Genomic DNA, 26,538 nt, shown 5'->3' with positions numbered 1-26,538 from the left:
ACGGCCCGCGCGCTGCGCGCCGAGCGCGCCGAGATCGCGGGCGCCCCCGACGACGTACCGGACGACGAGCAGACAGCCGCGAAATCGTCGCTGCCCGCCCTGCGGGAGGCCTACCGGGCCGCCTCGCAGCTGTACGAGAAAGTCGGCGTCGGCGCCGACCTGCGGGCCGAGCAGGCCCGGGCCGAGAGCGACGAGAGCGGCGCGCTCGCGGACCTGGACCGGCTCAGCAACAAGGTGCGCACGCGCGCCGCGCAGCTACTGGAGTCGACGGACGGATCCGACGGGCCGTCCCGCCAGGCCGCGGCCGCCCGCGCCGAGGAGCTGGTCCAGCTCCTGGAGACGCGTATGTCGACCGCGAGCGAGCAGCTCGGACGGCTGCGCGGCGAGGCCGAGCGGCACGCACCGCAGGAGGGCGAGGCGCACACCGAACTGCCGGAGGAGCTGATCCCGCGCGACGGCGAGCACGCGCAGATCCTGCTGCGCACCGCCACCGGTGAACTCGCCTCCCGCACCGAGGCGTTGGCCCAGGCACGCGAGGCGCACGCCGAACTGCTCGACGCCCACCGCGCCGCCGAGGACGGCGCCGGAGGGTTCGACGAGACGGCCGCCCTGCTCAGGGACCTGCTGCGCGAGCACGGTGACGACGAGCAGGAAGAGCCCGAGCCCTACCCCGGGGACCTGGAAGAGGCCCGCCGGGCCGCTGCGGAGACCCGCAGATCGCTGCGCGGCTGCGCCGCCGACCTCTCCGCCGCCGAGGCCGCCGTACGCGAGGCGAGTGACATCCTCGTACGGCACGCCAACTCCACCCGCTACGAGCAGGTCCGCACCCCCGCCCGCCAGCAGATCCGCGAGCTGCCCGCCTCCGCGCTGCCCGAGCACGCGCAGAAGTGGGCGGATGCCTTCGCACCCCGACTGCGCGTCCTCACCGACGAGTTGGCGCAGCTGGAGCGCAACCGCGACTCGATCGTGGACCGGCTGCGCGGCCTCGTGGAGTCCTCCCTCGCGACCCTGCGCTCCGCGCAGCGGTTGTCCCGGCTGCCGGAAGGGCTCGGCGAGTGGTCCGGGCAGGAGTTCCTGCGCATCCGCTTCGAGGAGCCCGACCAGGCCACCCTGGCCGAGCGGCTCGGCGAGGTCGTCGACGAGGCGACCCGCGCGGCGGTGAAGAAGAACTCCGATCTGCGGCGGGACGGCATGACGCTGCTCCTGCGGGGCGTCGCCGCGGCGCTGGAGCCCAAGGGTGTCGCCGTGGAGATCCTCAAGCCGGACGCCGTGCTGCGCGCCGAGCGCGTGCCCGTCGGGCAGATGGGCGACGTGTTCTCGGGCGGCCAGCTGCTCACCGCGGCCATCGCCCTGTACTGCACGATGGCCGCGCTGCGCTCCAACGACCGCGGCAGAAGCGACAAGCACCGGCATGCGGGCACGCTGTTCCTGGACAACCCCATCGGGCGCGCCAACGCGACGTACCTGCTGGAGCTGCAGCGGGCCGTCTCCGACGCGCTGGGCGTCCAACTCCTCTACACCACCGGTCTGTTCGACACGACGGCGTTGGCCGAGTTCCCCCTCGTCATCCGGCTGCGCAACGACGCCGACCTGCGCGCCGGGCTGAAGTACATCAGCGTGGAGGAGCACCTCCGGCCGGGACTGCCTCAGCAGGCCCCGGCCGGGGAGGACGAGTCGGTGCACAGCGAGATCACGGCGACTCGGATGTTCAAGCGCCCGGCGCCCACGACGAGTTGATCAGCTGTCCTCCTTCAGCATGTCCGCGCACTTCTCGCCGATCATCATCGTCGTGATGCACGGGTTGACGGAGATGAGGTCCGGCATCACCGAGCCGTCCGCGACCCGCAGGCCCTCGACCCCCTTGACCCGCAGCCGCGCGTCGAGCGGGGCCGAGGCGTCGTCGTCCGCGCCCATCTTCACGGTGCAGGACGGGTGGTAGACGGTGTTGTGGGTCTTGTGGATGTAGTCGAGCAGCTCGTCGTCGGTCCGCACGTCAGGTCCGGGCGCCAGTTCGGCGCCCGCCCAGCCGCTCAGCGCGGGCTGCTCGGCGATGCGGCGGGCCAGTTTCAGGCCGTACGTCATCACGCGCACGTCGTGCTCGTGCGTGAAGTAGCGCGGATCGACCCTGGGCTTGTCCCGGTAGTCGAGGGTGCGCAGCCGTACCGTGCCCCGTGACCTGGCGCGGGTCACGTTCGGGGTGAGGCAGAAGGCGTTCTCGGATGTCGGGTAGCCCCAGCGCGCCGTGTTCATGTCGAAGGGCACCGAGCCGTAGTGGAACATCAGGTCGGGCCGGTCCAGGCCCGGTTCGGTGTCGTAGAAGATGCCCGCCTCCCACCACTGGCTGGACGTGGTGGTCATCGGCTGCTTTGCGTCCCACATGATGACGCCCTCGGGGTGGTCCTGGAGGTTCTCGCCGACGCCCGCCGAGTCCACCACCACCTCGACCCCGACCTCACGCAGATGCTCCGCGGGCCCGATGCCCGACAGCATGAGCAGCTTGGGGGTGTCGATGGAGCCGCACGACACGATCACCTCGCGCCGGGCGCGCACGGTCCGGGTGTGGATCAGGTCCGGGTCCAGGTACTCGGCGCCCACGCAGCGTCGGCCTTCGAGCACCAGCTTCTTGGCCCGCACCCCGGTGCGCACCTCCAGGTTGGGGCGCTTGCCGATGATCGGGTGGAGATAGGCGACCGACGAGGACTGCCGGATGTTGTTCTCGTCGGAGTTGATCTGGAACCAGTTGGCGCCGCGCACCACGGTCGTACCGGAGTTGAAGGCCGTCGTCGGGATGCCGGCCTGTGCGCACGCCTCCAACAGGGCGGTGCCGCACGGGTCTTCGCCCTTCAGCGTGCGCAGCTTCACCGGGCCCGTGCGGCCGTGGTGGTCGCCGGGAGCGTCGTTCGACTCCAACCGGCGGTAGAGCGGGAAGAGTTCGGCCGCACTCCAGCCCGTACAGCCCGCTGCCGCCCAGTCGTCCAGGTCCTGGGCGGGCGCCCAGAAGGCGATGCAGGAGTTGTGCGAGGAGCAGCCGCCGAGCACCCTGGCGCGGGCGTGCCGCATGAAGCTGTTGCCGCTGGACTGCGGTTCGACCGGGTAGTCCCAGTCGTAGCCGGACTCCAGCAGGCCCATCCAGCGCTCCAGCTTCATCACGTCGTCGTCGCCGACGTCGCTTGGTCCCGCCTCCAGGACGCACACCGTGACGGCGGGGTCCTCGCTGAGCCGGGCCGCGACCACGTTCCCCGCGGTGCCGCCGCCGACCACGACATAGTCGAACTCATCGATGCTCATGGGAAGTTGACCTCCTTGAGTGACGCGTCAGTCGGTCTTTCGCCGGTCCTCAGTCGGCGGCGGGGGCGGCGAGGGGAGTGGCGGCGGCGGGCTCGTGGAGCCGGTGCTCGGCGAGTACGCCGGTCTTGTGGCGCTGGATGAACCAGTAGTAGGCGAAGCCGCCGCCGGCGATCACCGTGACGAACAGGACCGCGCCCCACTTCAGGTACCAGTGGAAGGGAGCGGCGGCGTTGTAGACCTCGGCCCGCGGCCAGATCAGGTTCAGCGTCATGGCCGCGCCCCACACCACGGCGACGATGTTGACGAGCAGGCCCCAGCGGCCGAGCGAGAACTTCCCGTCCCCGGCCGGCTGCCACCTGCCGCGCAGCCGGGCCACCAGCATCGGTCCGGTCACGCCGAGGTAGGCGAGGTAGATCATGATGATGCCGATGCTGGTGACGACGGTGAAGATCTGCGGCTGGCGGATGTTGACCACGAGGATCGCCACGGCCAGTATGCCGATGATCACCGCGGGCAGCACCGGCGTCTGGAAGCGCGGGCTGACCTTGGCCAGCAGCGAGGAGGCGGGCAGGTTGTTGTCCCGGGACATCGCGAAGGCCAGCCGGATCGCCGCCGTGTGCACGGCCAGCGCGCAGACGGTGACCGCGATCAGCACGCACCACAGCATGGCCTTGCCGGCCGTCGGGCCGAGCACGTCGAGCACGATGTACTGCAGGCCGTCCGTGGACAGCTTCTCGCCCTTGAGGCTGGAGACGCTCATCAGCGCGAACAGCAGCACCAGGCCGCCCAGGATGAACGAGGCGACGATGGCGCGGATGATGGCGCGCGGCGCGTTGCGCGAGGGGTCGAGGGACTCCTCGCCGAGCGAGGCGGCCGTGTCGAAGCCGTACATGACGTACGCGGATGCCAGCGAGGCCACCATGAACGCGCCCAGATAGCCCGCGGAGTGCCCGGCTCCGGTGCCCTGGGTGTCGGTGACCACCTGGGGGCCTCGTGTGATGTGGACGGCGAACAGCACGATGAGGACGACGGTGGCGACCAGTTCGATGAAGACGCCGGCGCTGTTGATGGTGGCCATCAGCTTCACACCGAAGGCGTTCACCAGGGTCGTGAACAGAATGAGGACCGTGGCCAGGACCACCGCGTTCGTCGCCACGTCGTACTTGCCGGTGCCGTCGCCCACGAACTGGAAGACGGAGGAGATCTGAGGAAGCGTCAGCTGGTAGGCGAGGGCCACCGCGGAGATCGACACGATGGACGCGATCAGCATCATCCAGCCGGCCAGCCAGCCGAGGTGCGGATTGCCGATCTTCTTAGACCAGTTGTAGACGGAGCCCGCGACGGGATAGCGGGCGGCCAGCTCCGCGAAGCACAGCGCGACCATGAACTGGCCGACGAAGACCATCGGCCATGACCACCAGTAGGCGGGGCCGCCGCTGCCGTAGCCGAAGTAGAAGAGCTGGAAGGTGCCGGTGAGGATGGAGATGTAGCTGATGCCGGCGGCGAAGGTGTGGAAGTTGCCGAGGGTGCGCTTGAGTTCGGGTTTGTAGCCGAACTCGGCGAGCTCGGTGTCGTCATGACCGTGTTGGCCGGAACCGGATGGTGGTTGTTCGGTTTTCGTCATGAGCGGACTCCTGGTGGGCCTGGAGGAGGGGTGAGGGAGCGGCTCGTGCGGGTGCCGGGATCAAGGGGACGTGTTCGAAGGGGACGTGTTCAAGGGGGAGGCGGGCCAGGACGGCGCGGCTACGCGAACCAGCCCTGCGGGGAGGGGTCGGTGTTGCGCCAGATGTGCTTGGTCTCGCGGTACTCGGCGAGACCCGAGGGCCCTAGCTCGCGGCCGAAGCCGGACTGCTTGAACCCACCCCACTCGGCCTGCGGCACATAGGGGTGGTAGTCGTTGATCCACACCGTGCCGAGCCGCAGCCGGGCCGCGACCCGCTGGGCCTTTGCCTCGTCGCTGGTCCAGACGGCGCCCGCGAGGCCGTAGATGGTGCCGTTGGCCAGTCGTACGGCCTCGGCCTCGTCGGTGAAGCGCTCGACGGTCAGCACCGGCCCGAAGGACTCGTCCTGGACAACGGTCATCTCGGGCGAGCAGTCGTCAAGGACGGTCGGCAGAAAGTAGAAGCCCTCGTCGAGTCCCTCGGGGCGCCTGCCGCCGCAGCGCAGTACCGCGCCCTCCGCGATGCCGCTCTCGACGTACGCCTCGACCTTGGCGCGGTGCGCGGCCGAGATCAGCGGGCCGGTCTGCGCCCGCTCGTCGAACGGGCCGCCGAGCCGGATCTCCGAGGCCCGGCGTACCACCTCGTCGACGAACCGGTCGTGCAGCGAGTCCTCGACCAGGAGCCGGGCCCCTGCCGAGCAGACCTGCCCGGAGTGCAGGAACACGGCGGTCAGCGCCATGTCGACGGCCGTCTCGAAGTCGGCGTCGGCGAAGACGATGTTGGGGTTCTTGCCGCCGAGTTCGAGCGCGACCTTCTTCACCGTGCCGGCCGCGGCGGCCATCAGCCCGCGCCCGGTCTGCAGTCCGCCGGTGAAGGAGACGAGGTCGACGTCCGGATGGTCGGCGAGCGGAGCACCGGCTTCCGGTCCCGCCCCCAGGATCAGGTTGGCCACGCCCGCCGGAAGTCCGGCCTCCTCGAGGAGCCGCATCAGATGGATCGCCGTATGCGGGGTCAGCTCGCTCGGCTTGAGGACGAAGGTGTTGCCCGCCGCGAGCGCAGGGGCGACCTTCCAGGCCGTCTGGAGAAGGGGGTAGTTCCAGGGAGTGATCAGCGCGCAGACGCCGACGGGTTCGTACACGACCCGGCTGTCCGCGGCGGCCGAGCCTGTCTCGATGATCCGGCCCGGCTCGGTGGCGGCCTGCCGCCCGAAGTAACGGAAGCAGTTCTCGATGTCATCGATGTCGTACGCGCTTTCGACCAGGCGTTTGCCGGTGTCGAGGGACTCGGCGCGGGCGAGCTCGTCCTTGTCGCGTACGAGCAGGTCGGCGACGCGCAGCAACAGGTCACCGCGCTCGGCTGCCGGCGTCGTAGGCCAGGGGCCCTCGTCGAAGGCACGGCGTGCCGCGGCGATCGCCTCGACGGTGTCCTTGCCGCCCGCCTCGTCGACGACGGCGACCAGCGAGCCGTCGGCGGGACAGTGGATCTCACGGGTGCGCCCGTCGAGTGCGTTCTTCCAGCTGCCGTCGATGTAGAGGGTGGGGACGGCGAGGGCGGGTCTGTCGGTGGTCTCAGCCACGGGGGCCTCCCGGCGAATCGTTTCGTTCAGGCACCGTGGCCTCCCAGCCGCTGGATCAGCCATTCGTGGAAGATCCCGATGTGGTGCTCGGTGGGCACCAGCACACCACCGTTCCGGTACGCGCGCGAGGCCATGGCGGGCTGGGTCCGCTCGCAGGCTTCGAAGTCCTGTGCGTTGACGCGGTGGAAGAGCTCGACCGACTTGGACACGTCGGCGCCGGACCGGACGACCTCCGGCGCGTACAGCCAGTCGCACTCGACCACCGTGCGGTCCTCCGCGAGCGGGAACATGCGGTGCAGGATGACATGGTCGGGGACCAGATTGATGAAGACCGTCGGTTTCACCGTGATCGCGTAGTAGCGGCGGTCCTGGTCGTCCGCCACCGCCGGGAGCCTGCCGAAGCCCTCGCTGCCGTCGACCGTGAACCCCTTGATCTCCTCGCCGAACTCGGCGCCGTGTCCGACGTAGTACTGGGCGGCGTAGCCCTCGGCGAACTCCGGGAGGACATCGGTGAGTTCGGGGTGGATCGTGGCGCAGTGATAGCACTCCATGAAGTTCTCGACGATCAGCTTCCAGTTCGCCTTCACGTCATAGGTGATGCGTTTTCCGAGTGCGAGGTTCTCGGTGCCGTAGTGCTCGATGGCCGCCGCGTCGCCGAGGCGCTCCACAGCCGCGCTCATCACCGTCTCCTCGAAGGAGGGCGGCTCGTCCGCCAGGCACACCCAGGCGTAGCCGAGCCACTCCCGCAGCGCGACCTTGACCAGGCCGTACGCGGTGCGGTCGACGTCGGGCATCCTGACCAGGTTGGGCGCGGCGACCAGCTTGCCGTCGAGGTCGTAGGTCCAGGCGTGGTACGGGCACTGGAGGTTGCGGCGGACCTCGCCGGACTCCTCCGTGCACAGCCGGGCCCCGCGGTGGCGGCAGATGTTCAGGAAGGCGCGCAGTTCACCGGTGCGCGAACGGGTGACCAGGACGGACTCGCGGCCGATCCGGACGGTCCGGAAGGCGCCGGGTTTCGCCAGGTCGGCACCGCGCACCGCGCAGAACCACATCGACTCGAAGAGCCGCTCCTGCTCCTGCCGGAAGATCTCCGGGTCGGTGTAGTAGTGGCCGGGAAGGGTGGCGACCAGGCTGGCGGAGAGCTGGGTCGGGGAGAGGGGGGTCGTCGTCACGTGCGTACTCCTCGGGCGGGCGCGGCGGCGAGGCGGTGGGGGTCGAAAGCGCCGATCGGGTCAGCGGTGGCGCCGGCCGGGCGGGACGTGCGGTCCGCCGTGGGGCGTACCTCGTGGTCGTACACGGTCCGGTCGACGGTCTGCGGCGTGCCCTGGGCACCGAGGTCGTTTTCCTCCGCAGGGCTCACGATCACGTCGTAAGTGGGGGACACGGGTGCCTCCTAGCGGCGGATACGGGTCATCTTCGGGTCGAAGAGCGGTTCGTCCGCGACGGTCGCGGGGACCTTCTCGCCGAAGTACTCGATGTGCACGCCGGTGCCGGTCGGCAGCGTCGGCAGCCAGGCGTAGGCGACGCAGCGGCCCAGCGTGTAGCCGTACGAGGCGCTGGTCACGTAACCGGCCGGGCCGCCGTCGACATACACGGGCTCCTTGCCGAGAACGACGGCGGCGGGGTCGTCGAGGAGAAGCGGGGTGAGCCGGCGAGCCGGGCCGGCGGCCGCGTCGAGTGCCTCGCGACCCACGAACTCCTTGTCCATGCGCACCGCGAAGCCGACGCCCGCCTCGAACGGGTCGTGCTCGTCGGTCATGTCGGTGCCCCAGGCGCGGTAACCCTTCTCCAGGCGCAGGGAGTTGAAGGCGGAGCGCCCGGCCGCGACCACTCCGTGCCGCTGGCCCGCCTCCCACAGGGTGTCCCAGAGCCGCAGACCCAGGTCGGCGCTGGTGTACAACTCCCAGCCCAGCTCACCGACATAGCTCAACCGCATGGCGGTGACCGGGACATGGCCGAGATACGTCTGCTTCGCGCGGAAGTAGCCGAAGGCCTCGTGCGAGAAGTCGTCGCGGGTCAACGGCTGGACGAGGTCACGGGCGAGCGGACCCCAGACGCCGATGCAGCAGGTGCCGGAGGTGATGTCCCGGATCTGTACGTCGGCGGGCGCGTGCCGGGTCAACCAGTCGAGGTCCGCGGGGGAGTTGGCGCCGATCTGGAAGCGGTCGGGGCCCAGACGCGCGACGGTCAGGTCGGAGCGGATGCCGCCCGTCTCGTCCAGGAGCAGTGTGTAGGTGACCGCGCCGGGCTTCTTGCGGAGGTTGTTGGTGGTCATCTGGTGCAGGAAGTCGAGGGCGCCGGGGCCGGTGACTTCCAGACGGCGCAGGGGAGTCATGTCGTAGAGCGCGACCTTCTCGCGGGTCGCCCGGGCCTCGGCGGCCGCGATCGGGGACCAGTAGCGGGCCGACCAGGCGTCGCGCTCGGGCAGCGGGCCGAGCGCGTCGACGAGCGGGGCGTTCGCCTCGTACCAGTGCGGCCGCTCCCAGCCGCCGCCCTCCAGGAAGAACGCGCCGAGCTGCTGCTGGCGGGCGTAGAAGGGGCTGACCCGCAGGGGACGCGGCTGCTCCATCGGCTGGAGCGGGTGGAGGACGTCGTACACCTCGACGAACTGCTGTGAACCGCGTTCACGGATGTACGACGGTGAACGCTGCGCGTCCTCGAAACGCGTGAGGTCGCATTCGTGCAGGTCGATGGAGGCGCGCCCGTCAACCATCCATTCGGCGACCGCCTTCGCGACGCCTGCGGAGTGGGTGACCCAGACGGCCTCGGCCAGCCAGAAGCCGCGCAGTGCGCGTGATTCACCCAGCACGGGCATGCCGTCCGGGGTGAAGGAGAAGACGCCGTTGAAGCCCTCCTCGATCTCCGTGTCGCGCAGCGCCGGGAGCAACACGCGGCAGTCCTGCCAGCTGGGCGCCCAGTCCTCCTCGGTGAAGGGGAAGGAGGAGGGCATCTCCATGTCGTTGGCGCGCGCCTCGTCGTAGCCGAGGATCGCGAACGGGTCGACGGGCAGCGGCTGGTGGGCGTAGCTGCCGATGCCGATGCGGTCGTTGTGCTCGCGGAAGTAGAGGTCGCGGTCCTGGAAGCGGAGGATCGGCTTCTCGGCCTCGGCGGTGGCGCCCGCGAGTTCGGGCAGTGGCTTGGTCTTCGCGTACTGGTGGGCGAGTGGCTGGAGAGGGACGTCGATTCCGGCCATACGGCCGATGACCGGGCCCCAGAAACCGGCCGCCGAGACGACATGGTCGGCCGGGAAGGTGCCCCGGTCGGTGACAACCGCGGTGACCCTCCCGTCCTGCTGCTCGATGCCGGTGACCGTGTGGCGGTCCAGGAAGCGGGCGCCGCGGCTCTCGGCGCGCGTCATCTGGGCGCGGGCCGCGAGCAGGGCGCGGGCCAGGCCGTCGTCCGGGGTGTGGAAGCCGCCGAGGACGGCCGACTCGTCGATGAGCGGCCACAGTTCCTTGCAGCGGGCCGCGCTGACGAGTTCGCTGCGTACGCCCCAGGAGGCCGCGTAACCGGCCTTGCGATGCAGGTCGGCGAGGCGCTCGGGGGTGGTCGCGAGTTCCAGCCCGCCGACCGGGTTGAAGCAGGAAACGCCGTCCACCTGCAGGGAGTTGAACTTCTCCACCGTGTACTGGGCGAAGGCCGTGAGGGTCTTGGACGGGCTGGTCCGGAACACCAGGCCCGGCGCGTGCGAGGTGGAGCCGCCCGGGGCGGGCAGCGGTCCCTGTTCGAGGACGGTGACGTCGGTCCAGCCGCGGGCGGTCAGCTCGTCGGCGAGGGAGCAGCCGACGATCCCGGCGCCGATGACGACGACCTGGGGACCGCGCGGGCGGGTTGCGGGCGTGCTGGACATGCCCCTCCTAGTGGTGGCGGGGATGACGGGGGGTCTGCGGAGCTTGCGATGCCTGGGTGGCGGAGGTGGCGGAGGTGGCGGAGGTGGCGCAGGTGGCGGAGGTTGCGGAGGTGGCGAAGGAGCCGAGATGGCTAGGCGGCAGGGACGTGGGGCCGTTCGGCCGCGATCGTCGTGTCCTGGCCGTGCCCGGTGTGCACGACGGTGTCGCCGGGCAGGGTGAGCAGGCGGTTGCGCAGGGAGGCTTCGATGGTGGGGCGGTCCGAGTAGGAGCGGCCGGTGGCGCCCGGGCCGCCGTGGAAGAGGGTGTCGCCGGTGAAGACGGCGTTCAGGAAGGGGGCGTGGAGCGAGCAACTGCCCCAGGTGTGGCCGGGGTTGTGGATCACCTGGAGTTCGATCCCGGCGACCGCGAGGATCCGGCCGTCGGTGAGCTCGCCGTCCGGCTTGCGGGCCGGGTGGGTGAAGGACCACAGCTCGTTGTCGTCGGGGTGCAGGAGGACGGGGGCGCCGGTCAGGACGGAGAGTTCGGCGGCCGCGCCGACGTGGTCGTCGTGCGCGTGGGTGCAGACGATGGCGGCGACATGGCGGCCTCCGACGGCCTGGTGGATCGTACGGGCGTCGTGGGCGGCGTCGACGATCAGCACCTCTTCGTCGTCGCCGACCAGCCAGACGTTGTTGTCCACGTCGAAGGTGTCTCCGTCGAGACTGAAGGTGCCCGAGGTGACCACGCGTTCGACGCGGGCGGTTCCCCGGGCGGTCACAGGACCACGACCGAGCGCAGCACTTCACCGCGCTGCATCTTCGCGAACGCCTCCTCGACCTGCTCCAGGACGATGGTCTCGCTGACGAAGGCCATGAGGTCCAGCTGCCCGTAGAGGTACTGGTCGATGAGGAACGGGAAGTCGCGGCTCGGCAGGCAGTCGCCGTACCAGGACGACTTGAGGGCGCCGCCGCGGGAGAACAGGTCGATCAGCGGGATCTCGACCTTCATCTCCGGGTCGGGGACGCCGACCTGGACCAGGATGCCGGCGTGGTCACGCATGTAGAACGCCTGCTTGTACGTCTCCGGGCGGCCGACCGCGTCGATGGCGATGTCCACTCCGAAGCCGTCGGTGAGTGCCCGAACGGCCTCGACGGGGTCCGTACCGCGGGAGTTGACGGTGTGGGTCGCGCCGAACCTCTCCGCCTGGTCGAGCTTCTTGTCGTCGATGTCGACGGCGATGACCTTCATGGCGCCGTTCAGGCAGGCGCCCGCGATGGCCGCGTTGCCGACACCGCCGCAGCCGATGACGGCGACCGTGTCTCCGCGGCCGACCTTACCGGTGTTGACCGCGGCACCGTATCCGGCCATCACGCCGCAGCCGATGAGGCCGGCGGCCTCCGGGCGGGCGGCGGGGTCGATCTTCACCGCCTGTCCGGCCGCGACCAGGGTCTTCTCGGCGAAAGCGCCGATGCCCAGGGCGTTGCTGAGCGGGGTGCCGTCGAGCAGCGTCATCGGCTGAGTGGCATTGCGGGAGTCGAAGCAGTACCAGGGCCGGCCGCGGCGACAGGAGCGACAGGAGCCGCAGGGGGCGCGCCAGGCGAGGACGACGTAGTCGCCGGGGACGAGGTCGGTGACGCCGTCGCCGACCGCCTCGATCGTGCCGGCCGCCTCATGGCCCAGCAGGAAGGGGAAGTCGTCGGTGATCGCGCCTTCCCGGTAGTGCAGATCCGTGTGGCAGACCCCGCAGGCCTGCACGTTGACGAGCACCTCGCCCGGCCCGGGATCGGGAACCACGATCGTCTGCACCTCGACGGGTGCGCCCTTTTTGACGGCGACTACGGCACGGACCTCGTGTGGCACGACCGGGCTCCTCTGCTGTTGCGCAGTGCACGTTGGGTTGCGTGATGAGAGACATATTGAGAACGGCATCAAGCTGCCGTCAAGAGGTACGAGTTAACCCTTGGCAAAAGGAACGGGCCGTATGAAACCTGGTCGACACACAGAAGCGCGGGACCAGGAGATTCCTGGCCCCGCGGTGCGTTGCGTGGTCCTTGCGAGATTCCGTGCGGTTCCGCCGTGAAGTGCGGCGCGCGTTACGGGGCGGCTTCTTCCGGGGCCGCCGCGGTCCGTCAGAAGCCGTAGCCCATACGGCGTGAGAGGTCGGCCGCGGCGGCGACCGTCCGCTTCGCCAGCTCGGGCAGCCGGTCCGCGCTCAGCCGGTACACGGGCCCGGAGACGCTGATCGCCGCGATGACCTTGCCGTCGTGGGCGCGCACCGGGGCCGCGACGGCGGCGAGGCCCAGCTCCAGCTCCTCCAGGGTGACCCCGTAGCCCTGCTCGATCACGGCCTCCAGTTCGTTGCGCAGCACCGAGGTACCGGTGATCGTGCGTTCCGTGAAGCGTGGCAGGGAGCGGGCGAGCAGGCCCTCGCGCAGGGTGGGCGGCATGTGGGCGAGCAGCACCTTTCCGCTGGAGGTGGCGTGCAGCGGGGTGCGTCTGCCCAGCCAGTTCTGCGCGGTGACGGACGCGGTGCCGCGGGCTTGCATGATGTTGACGGCCGCGTCGTCGTCCAGGACCGCGATGTTGACCGTCTCGCCCAGCTCGTCCGCGAGTTCGCGGCAGACGGGCACGCCCTCCTGCGAGATGTCCAGGCGCACTGCGGCCGCCCCCGCGAGGCGCAGTACGGCAGCGCCCAGGTAGTACTTCCCGCGGTCCTTGGCCTGGGCCACCAAGCCGCGGTTCTCCAGGACGCCGAGCAGACGGAACGCGGTCGACTTGTGGACGTCCAGCTCCTCGGCGATCTCGGTCACGCCCACCTCGCCGTGCCGCGCGAGGATCTCCAGCACGCTCACCGCGCGGTCCACCGACTGGACGGCGCTGGTCGTGCCCCTGCCCTGCTGCTTGTCCGGACTCTCCTCGCCGCGGTCAGGATGCTTCTGCGTGCGGGTCATGACTCAACTCTCACCACCTTGCGGCCCGGTTTGGGCCGCATCTGCGGGAAGCCCTTGACGTGACGGGACCCCCGCGCGGATTCTGTTGCGCATAGCGCTCCCTCGTGCGCCATACGAAACATCATGTTACCGAAGCGTCCGCAACCGCAAAGGGTTCGGACAGCCTGGACCTGAAAGGTCCCGGACATCGTGTCCCGGACCGAGAGGGGGGCCCGTGATTCCCGTCTGCCGCCTTGAAGACCTCCCCGAGGGCGAATCCGTCAGAGTCGACACCACGCCGCCCGTCGCCGTGTTCAACGCCGACGGCGAGTTCTACGCCATCGACGACACCTGCACCCACCAGGACGCCTCCCTGTCGGAGGGCTGGCTGGAGGGCTGTCTGGTCGAATGCCCGCTGCACGCCGCATCATTCGATCTCCGTACGGGACAGCCGACGTGTCTGCCCGCACGCCGCCCCGTCCGCACCCACCGCGTCACCGTCGACGACGGCATCATCCACGTCCACCTGGCCGCGGAGGAGGACACCGCCGCATGACGAACGAGACCGGGGCCGACCAGGCCGAGGCCGGTGCGACCGGGGCCCGAGGGGCCGGCTTCCACGGGTCCGAGGTTCGAGGAGCCGGAGTCCGAGGAGCCCGAGTCCGTGAGGCCCGTACTGCGGCCGGGGACACAGGGGAGTGCCCATGAGGACCGTCACCGTCGTCGGAGCCTCTCTCTCCGGGCTGTACGCGGCCCGCGAACTGCGGGCCCAGGGCTTCGACGGGCGACTGGTGATCGTCGGCGACGAACCCCACCGCCCCTACGACCGCCCGCCGCTGTCCAAGGACTTCCTCACCGGCCGGGCCGACGAGGACCGGCTCGCCCTCACCGACGCGGAAGAGAGCGCCGAACTCGACGCCGAGTGGCTCCTAGGCGTCCGTGCCCGCGGACTCGACGCACGTGGCCGCACCGTCCTCCTCGACGACGGCCGCACCGTCTCCACGGACGGCGTGGTCATCGCGACCGGCGCCTCGGCCCGCCGCCTCCCCGGCGACGACCTCGTCGGAGTACACACACTGCGCACTCTCGACGACGCCCGAGCCCTGCGCGCGGAACTCACACGAGGCACATGCCGAGTCGTCGTCATCGGCGGAGGCTTCATCGGCGCCGAGACCGCGTCCTCGTGCGCCGCCCTCGGCCACGAGGTGACCGTCGTCGAGGCCGCTGCACTGCCGCTCGTGCCCCAACTCGGCTCCGACATGGCCGCCGTGTGCGCCGCACTGCACCGCCGACGCGGCACCGACCTCGTCACCGGCACCGGCGTCGCCGGGCTGCGGGGAAGGAGCGTCGCCGGGACCGACGGCCGCCGCGCCGTGAGCGGCGTGGAGCTTGCCGACGGCCGGACCCTTCCCGCCGATGTCGTGATCGTCGGCATCGGCGCCACCCCCAACACCGGCTGGCTCGCCGGTTCGACGCTCGCCCTGCACGACGGCGTGCTGTGCGACGACGGCTGTGTGACCGGACTGCCGCAAGTGGTCGCCGTGGGCGATGTCGCCCGCGTCGCCGGTTCCCGCGCCGAGCACTGGACCTCCGCGACCGAGCAGCCCCGCGTCGCCGTACGCAACCTGCTCGCCGCGCGAACCGTCGAGACCGTGCGGTCGACGCCCTACTTCTGGTCCGACCAGTACGGTGCGCGGATCCAGTTCGCGGGTCGGCGCCAGGCCACTGGCACCGTCCGCATCGCCGAGGGCACGCTCGTGGACGGTGCGCCCGCCGAGGGTGGCCTCCTAGCTCTGTACGAACGCGGGGGCCGCACCACCGCCGTCCTCTCCGTCGACCGCCCCCGCCCGTTCATGCGGGCACGTCGCGAACTCGCCCGCAGCGCAGGCCCGGTGGAGCCGGCGCCTCTGTGACGCCCGAACTACGGGCGGGCGCGCCTACGGGCGAGCGGGCCTACGAGTGCGACAACTGTCCCGCCCCGCCCCTGCGGCGTATTCGTTCCTGCGCCCGTGCAGCCGTGCGGGCCTGGCGTCGGGCCTTGCGCCGCTCACGCCGCAGGGTCCGTGCGGTGCTGTTCGGGGCCGACACCACACCGTTGCGCTGGTTCCACACCTGTCGTGTCACCCACACGTCGAGCGCGCCCCAGGTGGCGACGATCGTGCTCGCCACGCTGCTCAGCACCATGGGGAAGGCCAGCCAGGATCCGGCCAGCGTGGACAGGAAGGCCACCATCGCCTGGATCAGCGTCACGCTGATGAGCAGTACCGCGCGCACCGCCGCCGTACGCACCGGATCGGGCAGTCGCCGTCTGCGCGCGGGTTCCTCGATCCACAACGGGCGGTAGTACGCCTGCTCTTCCGGCTCCTGAGCCGCGGCGATCCGCACGTCCGTGCGAGCGCGCTCGCGCGCCGACGTCGAATGCCCGTCCGTGTCCTCGCGTCCGCTCCCCGGAATGTCGCGATCCGGTGCCTGAACGGCCCGCCGCTCCGTCACGGGCGCCGCGACACCGATCTCGGGCGCCTCGCTCCGCTCTGCCGTGCCCATCAACTCGTCACTCCCCACCGCCCAGCAGACGCCTTGCACCGGTGTCACGAGACACCGCTCCCCAGTGGCTGCCCGGCTTGCGCTGTTTTACGCCGCCTGGACGCGGCATGCGGCGCCTGTGGCCGATTCCGCCCCCAATTCCCTTACAGAAAGACGAACGACGTAGCCCGAAGATTCCCACTGAGCGAAGAAATCCGGCCAACTGACCATGTTCGTCACCGGACACGATCCGGGCCCAAGTGCCGCACCGGAGGCGGCAATCTCCCCCAATGAACGGACAACTCCCCATGTCTCGTTCCCCGGCCACCAAGAGTGCGTTCGGACGGGCCTTCGAGTTACCTGTGTGTCGGTAGTAGGCTCACGCCGTTTGTTGACGCACATGTGTACCCCCCGGGCCGGAGGGGGTCGAGCTGGGGGAGGCCATGCGCTTTCGCGGGAAGTCCATCCGCCGGAAGATCGTGGCGCTGCTCCTCGTGCCGCTGGTGTCCCTGACCGCGATCTGGGGTTTCGCCACGATCATCACCGGGCGTGAGGCAAGTCAGCTGTTCAACGTCTCGGACGTTGTGGAGAAGGTCGGCTATCCGACCGAGGACGCCGTCCGCGTCCTGCAGACCGAACGCCGCCAGACCCTCGTCTATCTCGCCGACCCGCGCGCCTCCGACGCCCTCACGGCTCTCAAGCGGAGCAAGGCCGCCACCGACAAGGCCGTGGCCAAGGTGCGCCGGAACGCCCGGAACGACGAAGTACGCGACGACATGAGCCCGGGCACCGCGCAACGCCTCGCCTCCATTCTCGACGCCCTTGAGGGAATCGCATCGCTGCGCCACAGCGTCGAGGAGGGCACCGTCGACCGGTCCCAGGCCCTCAACCAGTACAACCGCCTCATCGACCCCTGCTATGTCCTGATGGCCAACCTCCATGTGCTCGACAACGTGGAGATGGACAAGCAGGGCCGCGCGCTCGTCAACGTCGCCCGCGCCCGCGAACTGCTCTCGCGGGAGGACGCCCTCCTCGGCTCCGCCCTCGTCGCCGGACACCTGACCCGCGACGAGATCCGCGACACGTCCGACCTCGTGGCCCAGCGCACCCTCCTGTACGACATCAGCCTTCCGCTGCTGCCCGCCGCCGACCGCGAGCGCTACCAGAGCTATTGGAAGAACGCCGACACGGCGCCTCTGCGCGTCGCCGAACAGGCCATCGCCCTCTCCCCGGCAGGTTCGCCCAGCGGGGTCACCGCCAAGAGCTGGGACGGCGTGGCGGGACACGTCCTGGGCCAGCTCAGCAAGCTCGACGACCAGGCGGGCGACCGCTACCAGGACCGGGTCCGGCCCGTGGCCATGGGCATCATCGTCAAGGCAGCCGTCGCGGGCATCCTCGGACTCATCGCCCTGCTGGTCTCGCTCTTCATGTCCGTACGCGTCGGCCGCAGCCTCATTCGCGACCTGCGCCGACTCCGGCTGGAGGCCCACGAGGCGTCCGGGGTCCGGCTTCCCAGCGTCATGCGCCGCCTCTCCGCCGGCGAACAGGTCGACATCGAGACCGAAGTGCCGCGCCTGGAGTTCGACAAGAACGAGATCGGCGAGGTCGGCCAGGCGCTCAACACCCTTCAACGCGCGGCCGTCGAGGCCGCCGTCAAGCAGTCCGAGCTGCGCGACGGCGTCTCCGAGGTCTTCGTCAACCTCGCCCGCCGCAGTCAGGTCCTGCTCCACAAGCAGCTCACCCTGCTCGACACCATGGAGCGCAGAACCGAGGACACCGACGAACTCGCCGACCTGTTCCGCCTCGACCACCTGACCACGCGCATGCGCCGCCACGCCGAGGGCCTGGTCATCCTCTCCGGGGCCGCCCCCTCCCGGCAGTGGCGCAAGCCCGTCCAGCTCATGGACGTCGTCCGCGCCGCCGTCGCCGAGGTCGAGGACTACGAACGCATCGAGGTACGCCGTCTTCCACGCGTCGCCGTCACCGGCCCCGCGGTCGCCGACCTCACCCACCTGGTGGCCGAACTCCTGGAGAACGCCACGGTGTTCTCGCCGCCGCACACGGCCGTGCAGGTTCTCGGCGAGCGCGTCGCCAACGGCTTCACCCTGGAGATCCACGACCGCGGCCTCGGCATGGCCGCCGAAGCACTCCTCGACGCCAACCTGCGCCTCGCCGAGACACCCGAGTTCGAGCTGTCCGACACCGACCGCCTCGGCCTCTTCGTGGTCAGCCGGCTCGCCCAGCGCCAGAACGTCCGTGTCTCCCTCCAGCCCTCTCCGTACGGCGGCACCACCGCCGTCGTCCTCATCCCGGACACCCTCCTCACCGACGACGTCCCGGACACCAACGGCATCGGCTTCCGCCTCGACCGCGCGCTGCCCTCGAAGGAGAGCGGCAGCGAGGAGGAGCGCAAGGCGGCGCTCTCCCAGGTACCGGTGCAACTCCCGGGTCTGCCCGCCTCGATCCTGGACGGGCCGGTCGAACTGGAGGCGCCCGTAGACCTGGACGCCCTCACCGACTTCCCCGGCGCACTCGGAGACGACGACAGCGAACGCGGCGGTCTGTTCCGTCCGCGCCGCTCCCTCGCCGGCGTCGCGGGCGAACAGCACCAGCAGGCCCGCGACAACCGGGGCGAACCCGCACGCCCCGGCGACGAGGACCACCCCGGCGGCCCCGTCCCGCTGCCGCGGCGCCGAACCCCCAAGCTCGTCAGCTCGCACGGGCGTCCCGTGACCGAGTCGAGGACCCGGCGTGGCGCGCCGGACGAGGAGCAGCCCGCGCAGAACCGGGAACCGATGGGCGGCCTGGAGCCGGTGGACCGGGGCGTGACCGACCGGGCCATCGGGGAACTCGACGCGGCCAAGCCGTCGGCGAATCGCCGCGAGGCGCGCGCCGAGACACCCGCGCGTCGCAGCGGCGATCGCCCTGCGGGCTCGGCGCGCCAGGGCGTCGAGAACGCCGAGGCACTCGGTCTCCGCCAGAGCCCCGCCCTGCCCCAGCGCACCCGTCGTCCCGCCTCCGCGACGGGCGCCGAAGGCACCTCCGCGCGAGCGGGCGGCACCACCCCGCGCTCCGACGCAGCGACGGACGGGGCAGAATCGGGCGCGGGTCTGCTGCCCCGCCGCGTCCGACAGGCCAATCTGGCCCCGCAGTTGAAGGAAGGGCCCGCGCGACAGACCGAGCGCGGCAAGGACCAGGGCGGGACCGACCCCGCCGACCGCGACGCCGACGAGGTGCGCAGCCGGATGGCCTCGCTCCAGCGGGGCTGGCAGCGCGGCCGCGACGAGAACGCCGCGGGCGACGAGGCCCAGGACGGCACAGCACGACGAAACACAGAGGGGGACGGTCGATGACCGCACCGAAGGCCGCAGGGCTCACCACGACCAGCACGGCGACCGGGGAGCTCAACTGGCTCCTGGACGACCTGGTGGACCGCGTCGCCAGCATCCGCAAGGCGATCGTGCTCTCCGGCGACGGCCTTCCCACCGGCGTCTCCAAGGACCTGACGCGGGAGGACAGCGAGCACCTGGCTGCCGTCGCCTCCGGATTCCACAGTCTCGCCAAAGGCGTCGGCCGCCACTTCGAGGCGGGCAGCGTCCGGCAGACCGTCGTCGAGCTCGACGACGCCTTCCTGTTCGTGACGGCTGCAGGCGATGGCAGCTGCCTCGCCGTGCTGTCGGACGCCGACTCGGACGTCGGGCAGGTCGCTTACGAGATGACGCTCCTGGTGAAGCGAGTAGGCGTACATCTGTCCGCCGCTCCGCGCACCGATCTGTCCTCGGGCGGGTAGTGGGATGACATGAGCGGAGACGGTCAGGGAAAACGCCACTGGTTCGACGACGAGGCCGGACCGGTGGTCCGTCCGTATGCCATGACGCGCGGCCGCACCACGAGTGCGGCGCAGCACCGCCTCGACCTGATCGCGGTGGTCGTCGCCCAGACGCACTCGGACGACCCCGACGCGGACCGGACCCTGTCCCCGGAGCACGTGGACATCGTTGAGCTGTGCCGCGACACCCCCCAGTCGGTCGCCGAACTCGCCGCCGAACTCGACCTCCCCATCGGAGTGGTACGCGTCCTCATCGGGGACCTCGTGGACGAGGAAATGGTCCATGTGACACGGCCGGTACCCCCGGCGGAGCTGCCGGACGAGAGTATTCTGCGCGACGTGATCAGCGGCCTCCGGGCGCTCTGAACAGCGCGGAAGCGGGGAACAGACGTGACAGGCTGGCAGTTCTGGGTCGACCGAGGCGGCACCTTCACCGACATCGTCGCGCGGCGCCCGGACGGCCGCCTGCTCACCCACAAGCTGCTCTCCGACAACCCGGCCCGGTACGCCGACGCGGCGGTCGCCGGCGTACGCGAACTGCTCGGCGAGGGCGGTGAGATCGACGCCGTCCGCATGGGAACCACGGTCGCCACCAACGCCCTGCTGGAGCGCACCGGCGAGCGCACCCTCCTCGTCGTCACCCGCGGATTCCGCGACGCGCTGCGCATCGCCTACCAGAACCGCCCCCGGATCTTCGCCCGCGCGATCGAGCTGCCCGAGCTGTTGTACGAACGCGTGGTCGAGGTCGACGAGCGGATCGCCGCCGACGGCACCGTCCTGCGCGCCCCCGACCTGGACGCGCTCGCCGGGCCTCTGCAGGAGGCGTACGACGCCGGAATCCGCGCCGTGGCCGTCGTCTGTATGCACAGCCACCTCCACCCCGCCCATGAACGGGCCGTCGGCGAGCTGGCCGCCCGCACCGGCTTCCCTCAGATCTCGCTCTCCAGCGAGGTCAGCCCGCTGATGAAGCTCGTCCCGCGCGGCGACACCGCCGTCGTCGACGCCTATCTGTCGCCCGTCCTGCGCCGCTACGTCCAGCACGTGGCCGATGAACTCCTGGGCGTGCGGCTGATGTTCATGCAGTCCAACGGCGGGCTCACCGAGGCCGGCCAGTTCCGCGGCAAGGACGCCATCCTCTCCGGGCCCGCGGGCGGCATCGTCGGCATGGCCCGCATGTCGCAACTGGCGGGCTTCGACCGCGTCATCGGCTTCGACATGGGCGGCACGTCGACGGACGTCTCGCACTTCGCGGGCGAGTACGAGCGGGTCTTCACCACGCAGATCGCCGGCGTCCGGCTGCGGGCGCCCATGCTGGACATCCACACCGTCGCGGCCGGCGGCGGCTCCGTGCTCCACTTCGACGGCTCCCGCTACCGCGTGGGCCCCGACTCGGCGGGCGCGGACCCGGGACCCGCGTGCTACCGGGGCGGCGGTCCGCTCACCGTCACCGACGCCAACGTGGCACTCGGCCGCATCCAACCCGCGCACTTCCCCAAGGTGTTCGGCCCCGCTGGAGACCAGCCCCTGGACGAGCCCCTGGTCCGCGACCGGTTCGCCGCGCTCGCCCGCGACATCCGGGAGAAGACCGGCGACGACCGCACCCTTGAGCAGGTCGCCGAGGGGTATCTGCAGATCGCCGTGGCCAACATCGCCAACGCGGTGAAGCGGATCTCCGTCCAGAAGGGGCACGACGTCACCCGGTACGCGCTGACGACCTTCGGCGGCGCGGGCGGCCAGCACGCGTGCATGGTTGCCGACTCGCTCGGCATCCGCACCGTCCTCGTACCGCCCATGGCCGGCGTCCTGTCCGCCCTCGGTATCGGTCTCGCCGACACGACGGCCATGCGCGAGCAGTCCGTCGAGGTGCCCCTGGAGGCATCCGCGATGCCCGGCGTCCTGAAGACCGCCGAGGACCTGGAGGGCGCCGCCCGCGCCGAGCTCCTCGCCGAGGACGTGCCCGAGGACCGCATCCGGGTCGCCCGCCGCGCGCAGCTCCGCTATGACGGCACGGACACGGCGCTCACCGTCGAACTCACCGAGCCCGACACCATGACCGACGCCTTCGAAGAACGTCATCGCGCCACCTACTCCTTCACACTCGACCGCCCGATCGTCGTAGAAGCCCTCTCGGTGGAAGCCACCGGTCTCACCGAACCCCCCGATCTCTCCGCCCTCGCCGCCGACGGCACCGCCACCGCCCGTACCCGCCCTCCCGCCGCGCTGACGGTCAGCCTCCACACAGGCGGCGCCCGGCGCGACGTACCCCTGCACCGCCGCGAGGAACTGCCCCCCGGTGAAACGGTCACCGGCCCCGCGATCATCACCGAGGCAGGTGCGACGACCGTCGTCGACGACGGATGGCAGGCCGCCACGACCGACGACGGGCATCTGGTCATGGAACGCGCGGCGGTCACGGAGAGTTCCGATCTCGGCACAGAAGCGGACCCGGTTCTCCTGGAGGTCTTCAACAACCTCTTCATGTCGATCGCCGAACAGATGGGCGCCCGGCTGGAGTCCACCGCCCAGTCGGTCAACATCAAGGAGCGCCTCGACTTCTCCTGCGCACTGTTCGACCCGGACGGAAACCTGGTGGCCAACGCCCCGCACATCCCCGTCCACCTGGGCTCGATGGGCACCAGCGTCAAGGAGGTCATCCGGCGGCGCGGACCGCGGATGCGGCCCGGTGACACCTACGCGGTCAACGATCCGTACCACGGCGGCACGCACCTGCCCGACGTCACCGTCATCACCCCCGTCTTCGACGCGGCGAGCACGGAGGGTGACCACAGGCTCCTCTTCTACGTGGCCTCCCGCGGCCACCACGCCGAGATCGGCGGCATCGCGCCCGGTTCCATGCCCGCCAACAGCCGCACGATCGAGGAGGAGGGCATCCTCTTCGACAACTGGCTGCTCGCCGAGGACGGCCGGTTCCGCGAGGCGGAGACCCTGCGCCTGCTCACCGACGCGCCCTACCCCTCCCGCAACCCGAGGACCAACCTCGCCGACCTGCGTGCGCAGATCGCCGCCAACCAGAAGGGCGTGGACGAGGTCGCCCGCATGATCGAGGACTTCGGACTCGACGTCGTGCAGGCGTACATGAAGCACGTCCAGGACAACGCCGAGGAATCCGTCCGGCGTGTCATCGACACCCTTGAAGACGGCGAGTTCGCCTACGAGACCGACTCCGGGGCCGTCATCCGGGTCCGCGTCTCGGTGAACCGCGAAAGCCGCTCCGCGACGGTCGACTTCACCGGCACGTCCCCGCAGCTCACCACCAACTTCAACGCGCCCTTCGCCGTGGTCAACGCCGCCGTCCTGTACGTCTTCCGCACCCTGGTCGCCGACGACATCCCCCTTAACGACGGCTGCCTGCGCCCCTTGGACATCGTTGTGCCGCCCGGCTCGATGCTCGCGCCCGAACCCCCGGCCGCCGTCGTCGCGGGCAACGTCGAGACCTCGCAGGCGATCACCGGCGCCCTGTACGGAGCCCTGCGCGTGCAGGCCGAAGGCTCCGGCACCATGAACAACGTCACCTTCGGCAACGAGCGGTACCAGTACTACGAGACCGTGGCCTCCGGGGCCGGTGCGGGCGACGGCTTCCGAGGCGCGTCCGTGGTGCAGACCCACATGACCAACTCGCGCCTCACCGACCCCGAGGTCCTGGAGTGGCGGCTGCCGGTCCTGCTCGACGAGTTCGCGGTGCGCCCCGGCAGCGGCGGCACGGGCCGGTGGCGAGGCGGAGACGGAGCCGTGCGCCGCATCCGGTTCCGCGAACCCATGACCGTCTCCACGCTCTCCCAGCACCGCCGCGTCCCGCCCTACGGCATGGCCGGCGGCGCCCCCGGAGCGCTCGGGGCCAACCGGGTGGAGCGCGCGGACGGTACGGTCTTCGAGCTCGGCGGAAGCGACGCGGCGGATGTCGGCCCCGACGACGTGCTGGTCATCGAAACCCCCGGCGGCGGAGGCTACGGCCCACCGCCGCACGACCCCCATCAAGCAGGAGAAGAAAGCGATGATCTTCGGGCGTACTGAGCGCGGCAAGCCCCCGGTCGAGCCCGTCACCCTCAAGATCCTGGTGGCCGGCGGATTCGGCGTGGGCAAGACGACCCTTGTCGGCGCGGTCAGCGAGATCAAGCCGCTGCGCACCGAGGAGCTGCTCACGGAGGCCGGCCGTCCGATCGACGACACCAGCGGCGTGGAGGGCAAGAGCACCACCACCGTCGCCATGGACTTCGGCCGCATCACGCTCCGCGAGGACCTGGTGCTCTACCTCTTCGGGACACCCGGCCAGGACCGCTTCTGGTTCCTGTGGGACGAGCTCGCCACCGGCGCCCTGGGCGCGGTCGTGCTCGCCGACACCCGCCGCCTGGAGGACTGCTTCGCGGCCGTCGACTACTTCGAGCGGCGCTCCATACCGTTCGTCGTCGGCGTCAACTGCTTCGAGGGCGCCTCCCGTTACCCCGCCGACGACGTCCGCCAAGCACTCGACCTCGACCCCGAGGTGCCCGTCGTCCTGACCGACGCGCGCGACCGCGAGCCGGTCAAGGAGGTCCTCATCCGCGTCGTCCAGCACGCGATGGCGTACGCCGCGGCCCGCCGCGAGACCGTCGCGACCTGACGCCGGGTACCGTCCGGCCGCGGGCGCACGTACGGCCCGTACCCCCGCCGACCGGGGTACGGGCCGCAGTCGTGCAGGCGCGCGTGGTTCACGCGGGACGCACGCGCGCGTGGAGCCCGGTTCTCAGCCCACTCCGTCCTCGTGCCAGCCGAAGCTCTTCTCCACTGCCTTGCGCCAGTTGTGGTACTCGCGATCGCGTTCGGACGCCTCCATTGCCGGCGTCCACTCGACGTCCTTCTGCCAGTGCGACTTCAGCTCGTCGAGGTCGTTCCACACTCCGGTCGCGAGTCCGGCCGCGTACGCGGCGCCCAGACACGTCGTCTCGGAGACCTTGGGGCGCACCACCGGCACGCCGAGCACATCCGCCTGATGCTGCATCAGCAGATTGTTCTTGGTCATGCCGCCGTCGACCTTGAGGATCGTGATGTTGACCCCCGAGTCCTGGTACATGGCGTCCACGACCTCGCGGGTCTGCCAGCTCGTCGCCTCCAGGACCGCGCGGGCCAGGTGTGCCTTGGTGACGTACCGGGTTAGCCCGGTGATGACGCCCCGCGCGTCGGAGCGCCAGTAGGGGGCGAACAGACCGGAGAACGCGGGCACGATGTACGCGCCGCCGTTGTCCTCGACGCCGGCCGCCAGGGTTTCGATCTCGTCGGCGGAACGGATGATGCCGAGCTGGTCACGGAACCACTGCACCAGGGCGCCGGTGATCGCGATCGATCCCTCCAGGCAGTAGACCGGCGCCTCGGTGCCGATCTTGTACCCCATCGTAGTGAGCAGGCCGTTCTTCGAGGGAACGGGCCGGTTACCGGTGTTCAGCAGCAGGAAACTGCCCGTGCCGTACGTGTTCTTGGCGGTGCCCACGTCGTAGCAGGCCTGCCCGAACACCGCGGCCTGCTGGTCGCCGAGCGCCGACGCGACGGGCACGCCCGCGAGTTGGCCCACGGCGGTGCCGTACACCTCGGCGGAGGACCTGATCTCGGGCAGGACCGCCTCGGGGACGTTCATCGCGGAGAGGATGGACGGGTCCCACTGGAGCGTTTCGAGGTTCATCAGCATGGTGCGGCCGGCGTTGGTGACGTCGGTGACGTGCTGGCCCCCGTCCGTGCCACCGGTCAGGTTCCAGATCAGCCAGGAGTCGATGGTCCCGAAGGCGATCTCGCCACGCTCGGCGCGGGTGCGCAGGCCCGGCACGTTGTCGAGCAGCCAGGCCGCCTTCGGTCCGGAGAAGTAGCTGGCCAGCGGCAGTCCGGTCTGCTCGCGGAAGCGGTCCTGCCCGTCCGTTCCGCCCAGTTCGTTGCAGAGCGCGGACGTCCGGGTGTCCTGCCAGACGATCGCGTTGTGCACGGGCTTGCCCGTGGCGCGGTCCCAGAGAACCGTCGTCTCGCGCTGGTTGGTGATGCCGAGCGCACTGAGCTCGTCGGCCCGCAGCCCGGCCTTGGCGATCGCTCCCGCGACCACCGCCTGCACCTTCGACCAGATCTCGGTGGCATCGTGCTCCACCCAGCCCGGCTTCGGGAAGATCTGGCGGTGCTCGCGCTGGTCGACGGCGACGATCGCGCCGTTGCGGTCGAAGATGATGCAACGGCTGGAGGTGGTGCCCTGATCGATTGCGGCAACGTACTTCTGGGCGTTGTCCGGCATGACGTCCCCTTCGTCAGAAGGCTGCGTTGTGGATCACGGCTCCGATGGCGCCGCCCGTGATCGGGCCGGCCACCGGGGTCCAGGAGTGACCCCGCTCCGAGGTGCCCTTGTCGGTGATCGGCAGCAGCAGGACGGGCAGGCCTGCGCCGCCGGTGCCGTCAACGCGCTTGCCCAGCGTCTCGGTGGGGTTGTCTCTGGTGAGTTCGATCCGGCCCGGGCAGAGCAACCGGCTCAGCGCCGCTCCGGTCATGGCTTCGGCGAAGTGCCTGTCCGCCCCGGCAAGCACCCCGAAACCCCGTGCGAGGGCGATGACCGCCCGGCCGACGCCCTGCGCCGTGGACTTGCCGGGGGTGACAGCGGCGCACCCGCCCGCGCCGAGCGGGATCGGAAACGCCGCGCCGGTCAACTCGCCGACAGAGATGTCTCCGTTGCTCATGGCGGCTCCTAGGCCTCGCCCGGAGTGGACCGTTCCGGACCGGCGTGCAGGGTGCGTTTCCCAGGGCTACTTCAGCCGGAGGCAGGGAGACCCGCGCCCCGCCCGGCGTCCGTGACGAGCGTGCCGTCGCACCGGAATCGCCTGTGGGGGATGGTCCTTGATGCAGGCGGGAACCCGAGCGGCGCAGTGCCTGGAGACGCCCG

At 70.6% G+C, this 26,538-nt stretch carries 19 protein-coding genes and 1 pseudogene; 8 read left to right on the top strand and 12 right to left on the bottom strand.

The genetic code is table 11. The annotated features are described in order from the left end of the window. Nucleotides 1-1,737, top strand: a pseudogene (locus ABZS97_RS23785) (hypothetical protein); the annotation flags it as partial. Here the strand turns inward: ABZS97_RS23785 and ABZS97_RS23780 are convergent. The 9 genes from ABZS97_RS23780 to ABZS97_RS23740 all read right to left on the bottom strand — a co-directional run bounded on the left by ABZS97_RS23780 (nt 1,738) and on the right by ABZS97_RS23740 (nt 13,306). After that, on the bottom strand, nt 1,738-3,288 hold the full coding sequence (locus ABZS97_RS23780; protein WP_356140334.1) for a GMC family oxidoreductase N-terminal domain-containing protein: 1,551 nt from the start codon (nt 3,286-3,288) through the stop codon (nt 1,738-1,740). A 49-nt stretch (nt 3,289-3,337) separates the two neighbouring features. Continuing rightward, nucleotides 3,338-4,912: an amino acid permease gene (locus ABZS97_RS23775; protein WP_356140333.1), complete on the bottom strand. Its 1,575-nt coding sequence runs from the start codon at nt 4,910-4,912 to the stop codon at nt 3,338-3,340. Between the two features lie 119 nt (nt 4,913-5,031). Next, complete coding sequence (locus ABZS97_RS23770) at nt 5,032-6,588, bottom strand: aldehyde dehydrogenase family protein (protein ID WP_356140332.1); 1,557 nt, start codon at nt 6,586-6,588, stop codon at nt 5,032-5,034. Next, the gene (locus ABZS97_RS23765) at nt 6,552-7,697 is read right to left on the bottom strand and encodes an aromatic ring-hydroxylating dioxygenase subunit alpha (protein ID WP_356140331.1); all 1,146 of its coding nucleotides are present in this window, start codon (nt 7,695-7,697) and stop codon (nt 6,552-6,554) included. The genes ABZS97_RS23770 and ABZS97_RS23765 overlap by 37 nt, the downstream gene beginning before the upstream one ends. Continuing rightward, nucleotides 7,694-7,909: a hypothetical protein gene (locus ABZS97_RS23760; protein WP_356140330.1), complete on the bottom strand. Its 216-nt coding sequence runs from the start codon at nt 7,907-7,909 to the stop codon at nt 7,694-7,696. The genes ABZS97_RS23765 and ABZS97_RS23760 overlap by 4 nt, the downstream gene beginning before the upstream one ends. Before the next feature lie 9 nt (nt 7,910-7,918). Next, nucleotides 7,919-10,375: an FAD-dependent oxidoreductase gene (locus tag ABZS97_RS23755; protein WP_356140329.1), complete on the bottom strand. Its 2,457-nt coding sequence runs from the start codon at nt 10,373-10,375 to the stop codon at nt 7,919-7,921. Between the two features lie 131 nt (nt 10,376-10,506). Further along, the gene (locus tag ABZS97_RS23750) at nt 10,507-11,133 is read right to left on the bottom strand and encodes an MBL fold metallo-hydrolase (RefSeq protein WP_356140328.1); all 627 of its coding nucleotides are present in this window, start codon (nt 11,131-11,133) and stop codon (nt 10,507-10,509) included. Beyond that, entirely contained in the window at nt 11,130-12,215 is a 1,086-nt protein-coding gene (locus ABZS97_RS23745; RefSeq protein WP_356140327.1) for an S-(hydroxymethyl)mycothiol dehydrogenase, read from the bottom strand. The genes ABZS97_RS23750 and ABZS97_RS23745 overlap by 4 nt, the downstream gene beginning before the upstream one ends. Nucleotides 12,216-12,484: 269 nt before the next feature. Next, nucleotides 12,485-13,306, bottom strand: a complete 822-nt coding sequence (locus ABZS97_RS23740; RefSeq protein ID WP_356140326.1) for an IclR family transcriptional regulator — start codon at nt 13,304-13,306, stop codon at nt 12,485-12,487. A 214-nt stretch (nt 13,307-13,520) separates the two neighbouring features. Here ABZS97_RS23740 and ABZS97_RS23735 point away from each other — a divergent pair, with 214 nt between their 5' ends. Both ABZS97_RS23735 and ABZS97_RS23730 read left to right on the top strand, forming a co-directional pair. Further along, the gene (locus ABZS97_RS23735; RefSeq protein ID WP_356140325.1) at nt 13,521-13,841 is read left to right on the top strand and encodes a bifunctional 3-phenylpropionate/cinnamic acid dioxygenase ferredoxin subunit; all 321 of its coding nucleotides are present in this window, start codon (nt 13,521-13,523) and stop codon (nt 13,839-13,841) included. A gap of 148 nt (nt 13,842-13,989) precedes the next feature. Continuing rightward, nucleotides 13,990-15,198 carry an FAD-dependent oxidoreductase gene (locus ABZS97_RS23730; protein ID WP_356140324.1) on the top strand — a complete coding sequence of 403 codons (1,209 nt, stop codon included), beginning with the start codon at nt 13,990-13,992 and terminating at the stop codon, nt 15,196-15,198. Nucleotides 15,199-15,238: 40 nt separating this feature from the next. On the opposite strand, the gene ABZS97_RS23725 is transcribed toward ABZS97_RS23730, so the two are convergent. Next, nucleotides 15,239-15,829 (bottom strand): hypothetical protein, encoded by a 591-nt coding sequence (locus tag ABZS97_RS23725; RefSeq protein ID WP_356140336.1) that lies wholly within the window; start codon nt 15,827-15,829, stop codon nt 15,239-15,241. 422 nt (nt 15,830-16,251) lie between these two features. Between ABZS97_RS23725 and ABZS97_RS23720 the strand changes: the two genes are divergently transcribed. Genes ABZS97_RS23720 through ABZS97_RS23700 form a run of 5 tightly spaced genes read left to right on the top strand, consistent with a single transcriptional unit; the run spans nt 16,252 to nt 24,255 of the window. Then, a complete protein-coding gene (locus tag ABZS97_RS23720) occupies nt 16,252-19,161 on the top strand; it encodes a nitrate- and nitrite sensing domain-containing protein (protein ID WP_356140323.1) in 2,910 nt (969 codons plus the stop codon). Further along, on the top strand, nt 19,158-19,598 hold the full coding sequence (locus ABZS97_RS23715) for a roadblock/LC7 domain-containing protein (protein WP_356140322.1): 441 nt from the start codon (nt 19,158-19,160) through the stop codon (nt 19,596-19,598). The genes ABZS97_RS23720 and ABZS97_RS23715 overlap by 4 nt, the downstream gene beginning before the upstream one ends. Nucleotides 19,599-19,607: 9 nt before the next feature. After that, the gene (locus ABZS97_RS23710) at nt 19,608-20,003 is read left to right on the top strand and encodes a DUF742 domain-containing protein (protein ID WP_356140321.1); all 396 of its coding nucleotides are present in this window, start codon (nt 19,608-19,610) and stop codon (nt 20,001-20,003) included. Nucleotides 20,004-20,027: 24 nt separating this feature from the next. Next, nucleotides 20,028-23,669 carry a hydantoinase B/oxoprolinase family protein gene (locus tag ABZS97_RS23705; protein ID WP_356140320.1) on the top strand — a complete coding sequence of 1,214 codons (3,642 nt, stop codon included), beginning with the start codon at nt 20,028-20,030 and terminating at the stop codon, nt 23,667-23,669. After that, nucleotides 23,650-24,255 carry an ATP/GTP-binding protein gene (locus ABZS97_RS23700; protein ID WP_356140319.1) on the top strand — a complete coding sequence of 202 codons (606 nt, stop codon included), beginning with the start codon at nt 23,650-23,652 and terminating at the stop codon, nt 24,253-24,255. Before ABZS97_RS23705 ends, ABZS97_RS23700 begins: the two co-directional genes overlap by 20 nt. Nucleotides 24,256-24,378: 123 nt before the next feature. On the opposite strand, the gene glpK is transcribed toward ABZS97_RS23700, so the two are convergent. Together glpK and ABZS97_RS23690 are read right to left on the bottom strand one after the other, a co-directional pair. Then, a complete protein-coding gene (gene glpK / locus ABZS97_RS23695) occupies nt 24,379-25,899 on the bottom strand; it encodes a glycerol kinase GlpK (protein WP_356140318.1) in 1,521 nt (506 codons plus the stop codon). A gap of 13 nt (nt 25,900-25,912) precedes the next feature. Continuing rightward, the gene (locus ABZS97_RS23690) at nt 25,913-26,335 is read right to left on the bottom strand and encodes a hypothetical protein (protein ID WP_356140317.1); all 423 of its coding nucleotides are present in this window, start codon (nt 26,333-26,335) and stop codon (nt 25,913-25,915) included. Nucleotides 26,336-26,538 lie beyond the last annotated feature (203 nt).

Source organism: Streptomyces sp. NPDC005485, assembly GCF_040606085.1.
GTDB lineage: Bacteria > Actinomycetota > Actinomycetes > Streptomycetales > Streptomycetaceae > Streptomyces.
This window is presented reverse-complemented; position numbering and strand designations above follow the sequence as displayed.

What these genes read in the sequence shown, in the direction of transcription:
- ABZS97_RS23730 (WP_356140324.1), top strand. Translation starts at nt 13,990, where the DNA reads ATGAGGACCGTCACCGTCGTCGGAGCCTCTCTCTCCGGGCTGTACGCG.
- ABZS97_RS23780 (WP_356140334.1), bottom strand. Translation starts at nt 3,288, where the DNA reads ATGAGCATCGATGAGTTCGACTATGTCGTGGTCGGCGGCGGCACCGCG.
- ABZS97_RS23755 (WP_356140329.1), bottom strand. Translation starts at nt 10,375, where the DNA reads ATGTCCAGCACGCCCGCAACCCGCCCGCGCGGTCCCCAGGTCGTCGTC.
- ABZS97_RS23770 (WP_356140332.1), bottom strand. Translation starts at nt 6,588, where the DNA reads ATGGCTGATCCAGCGGCTGGGAGGCCACGGTGCCTGAACGAAACGATT.
- ABZS97_RS23715 (WP_356140322.1), top strand. Translation starts at nt 19,158, where the DNA reads ATGACCGCACCGAAGGCCGCAGGGCTCACCACGACCAGCACGGCGACC.
- ABZS97_RS23740 (WP_356140326.1), bottom strand. Translation starts at nt 13,306, where the DNA reads ATGACCCGCACGCAGAAGCATCCTGACCGCGGCGAGGAGAGTCCGGAC.
- ABZS97_RS23775 (WP_356140333.1), bottom strand. Translation starts at nt 4,912, where the DNA reads ATGACGAAAACCGAACAACCACCATCCGGTTCCGGCCAACACGGTCAT.
- ABZS97_RS23690 (WP_356140317.1), bottom strand. Translation starts at nt 26,335, where the DNA reads ATGAGCAACGGAGACATCTCTGTCGGCGAGTTGACCGGCGCGGCGTTT.
- ABZS97_RS23725 (WP_356140336.1), bottom strand. Translation starts at nt 15,829, where the DNA reads ATGGGCACGGCAGAGCGGAGCGAGGCGCCCGAGATCGGTGTCGCGGCG.
- glpK (WP_356140318.1), bottom strand. Translation starts at nt 25,899, where the DNA reads ATGCCGGACAACGCCCAGAAGTACGTTGCCGCAATCGATCAGGGCACC.
- ABZS97_RS23710 (WP_356140321.1), top strand. Translation starts at nt 19,608, where the DNA reads ATGAGCGGAGACGGTCAGGGAAAACGCCACTGGTTCGACGACGAGGCC.
- ABZS97_RS23700 (WP_356140319.1), top strand. Translation starts at nt 23,650, where the DNA reads ATGATCTTCGGGCGTACTGAGCGCGGCAAGCCCCCGGTCGAGCCCGTC.
- ABZS97_RS23720 (WP_356140323.1), top strand. Translation starts at nt 16,252, where the DNA reads ATGCGCTTTCGCGGGAAGTCCATCCGCCGGAAGATCGTGGCGCTGCTC.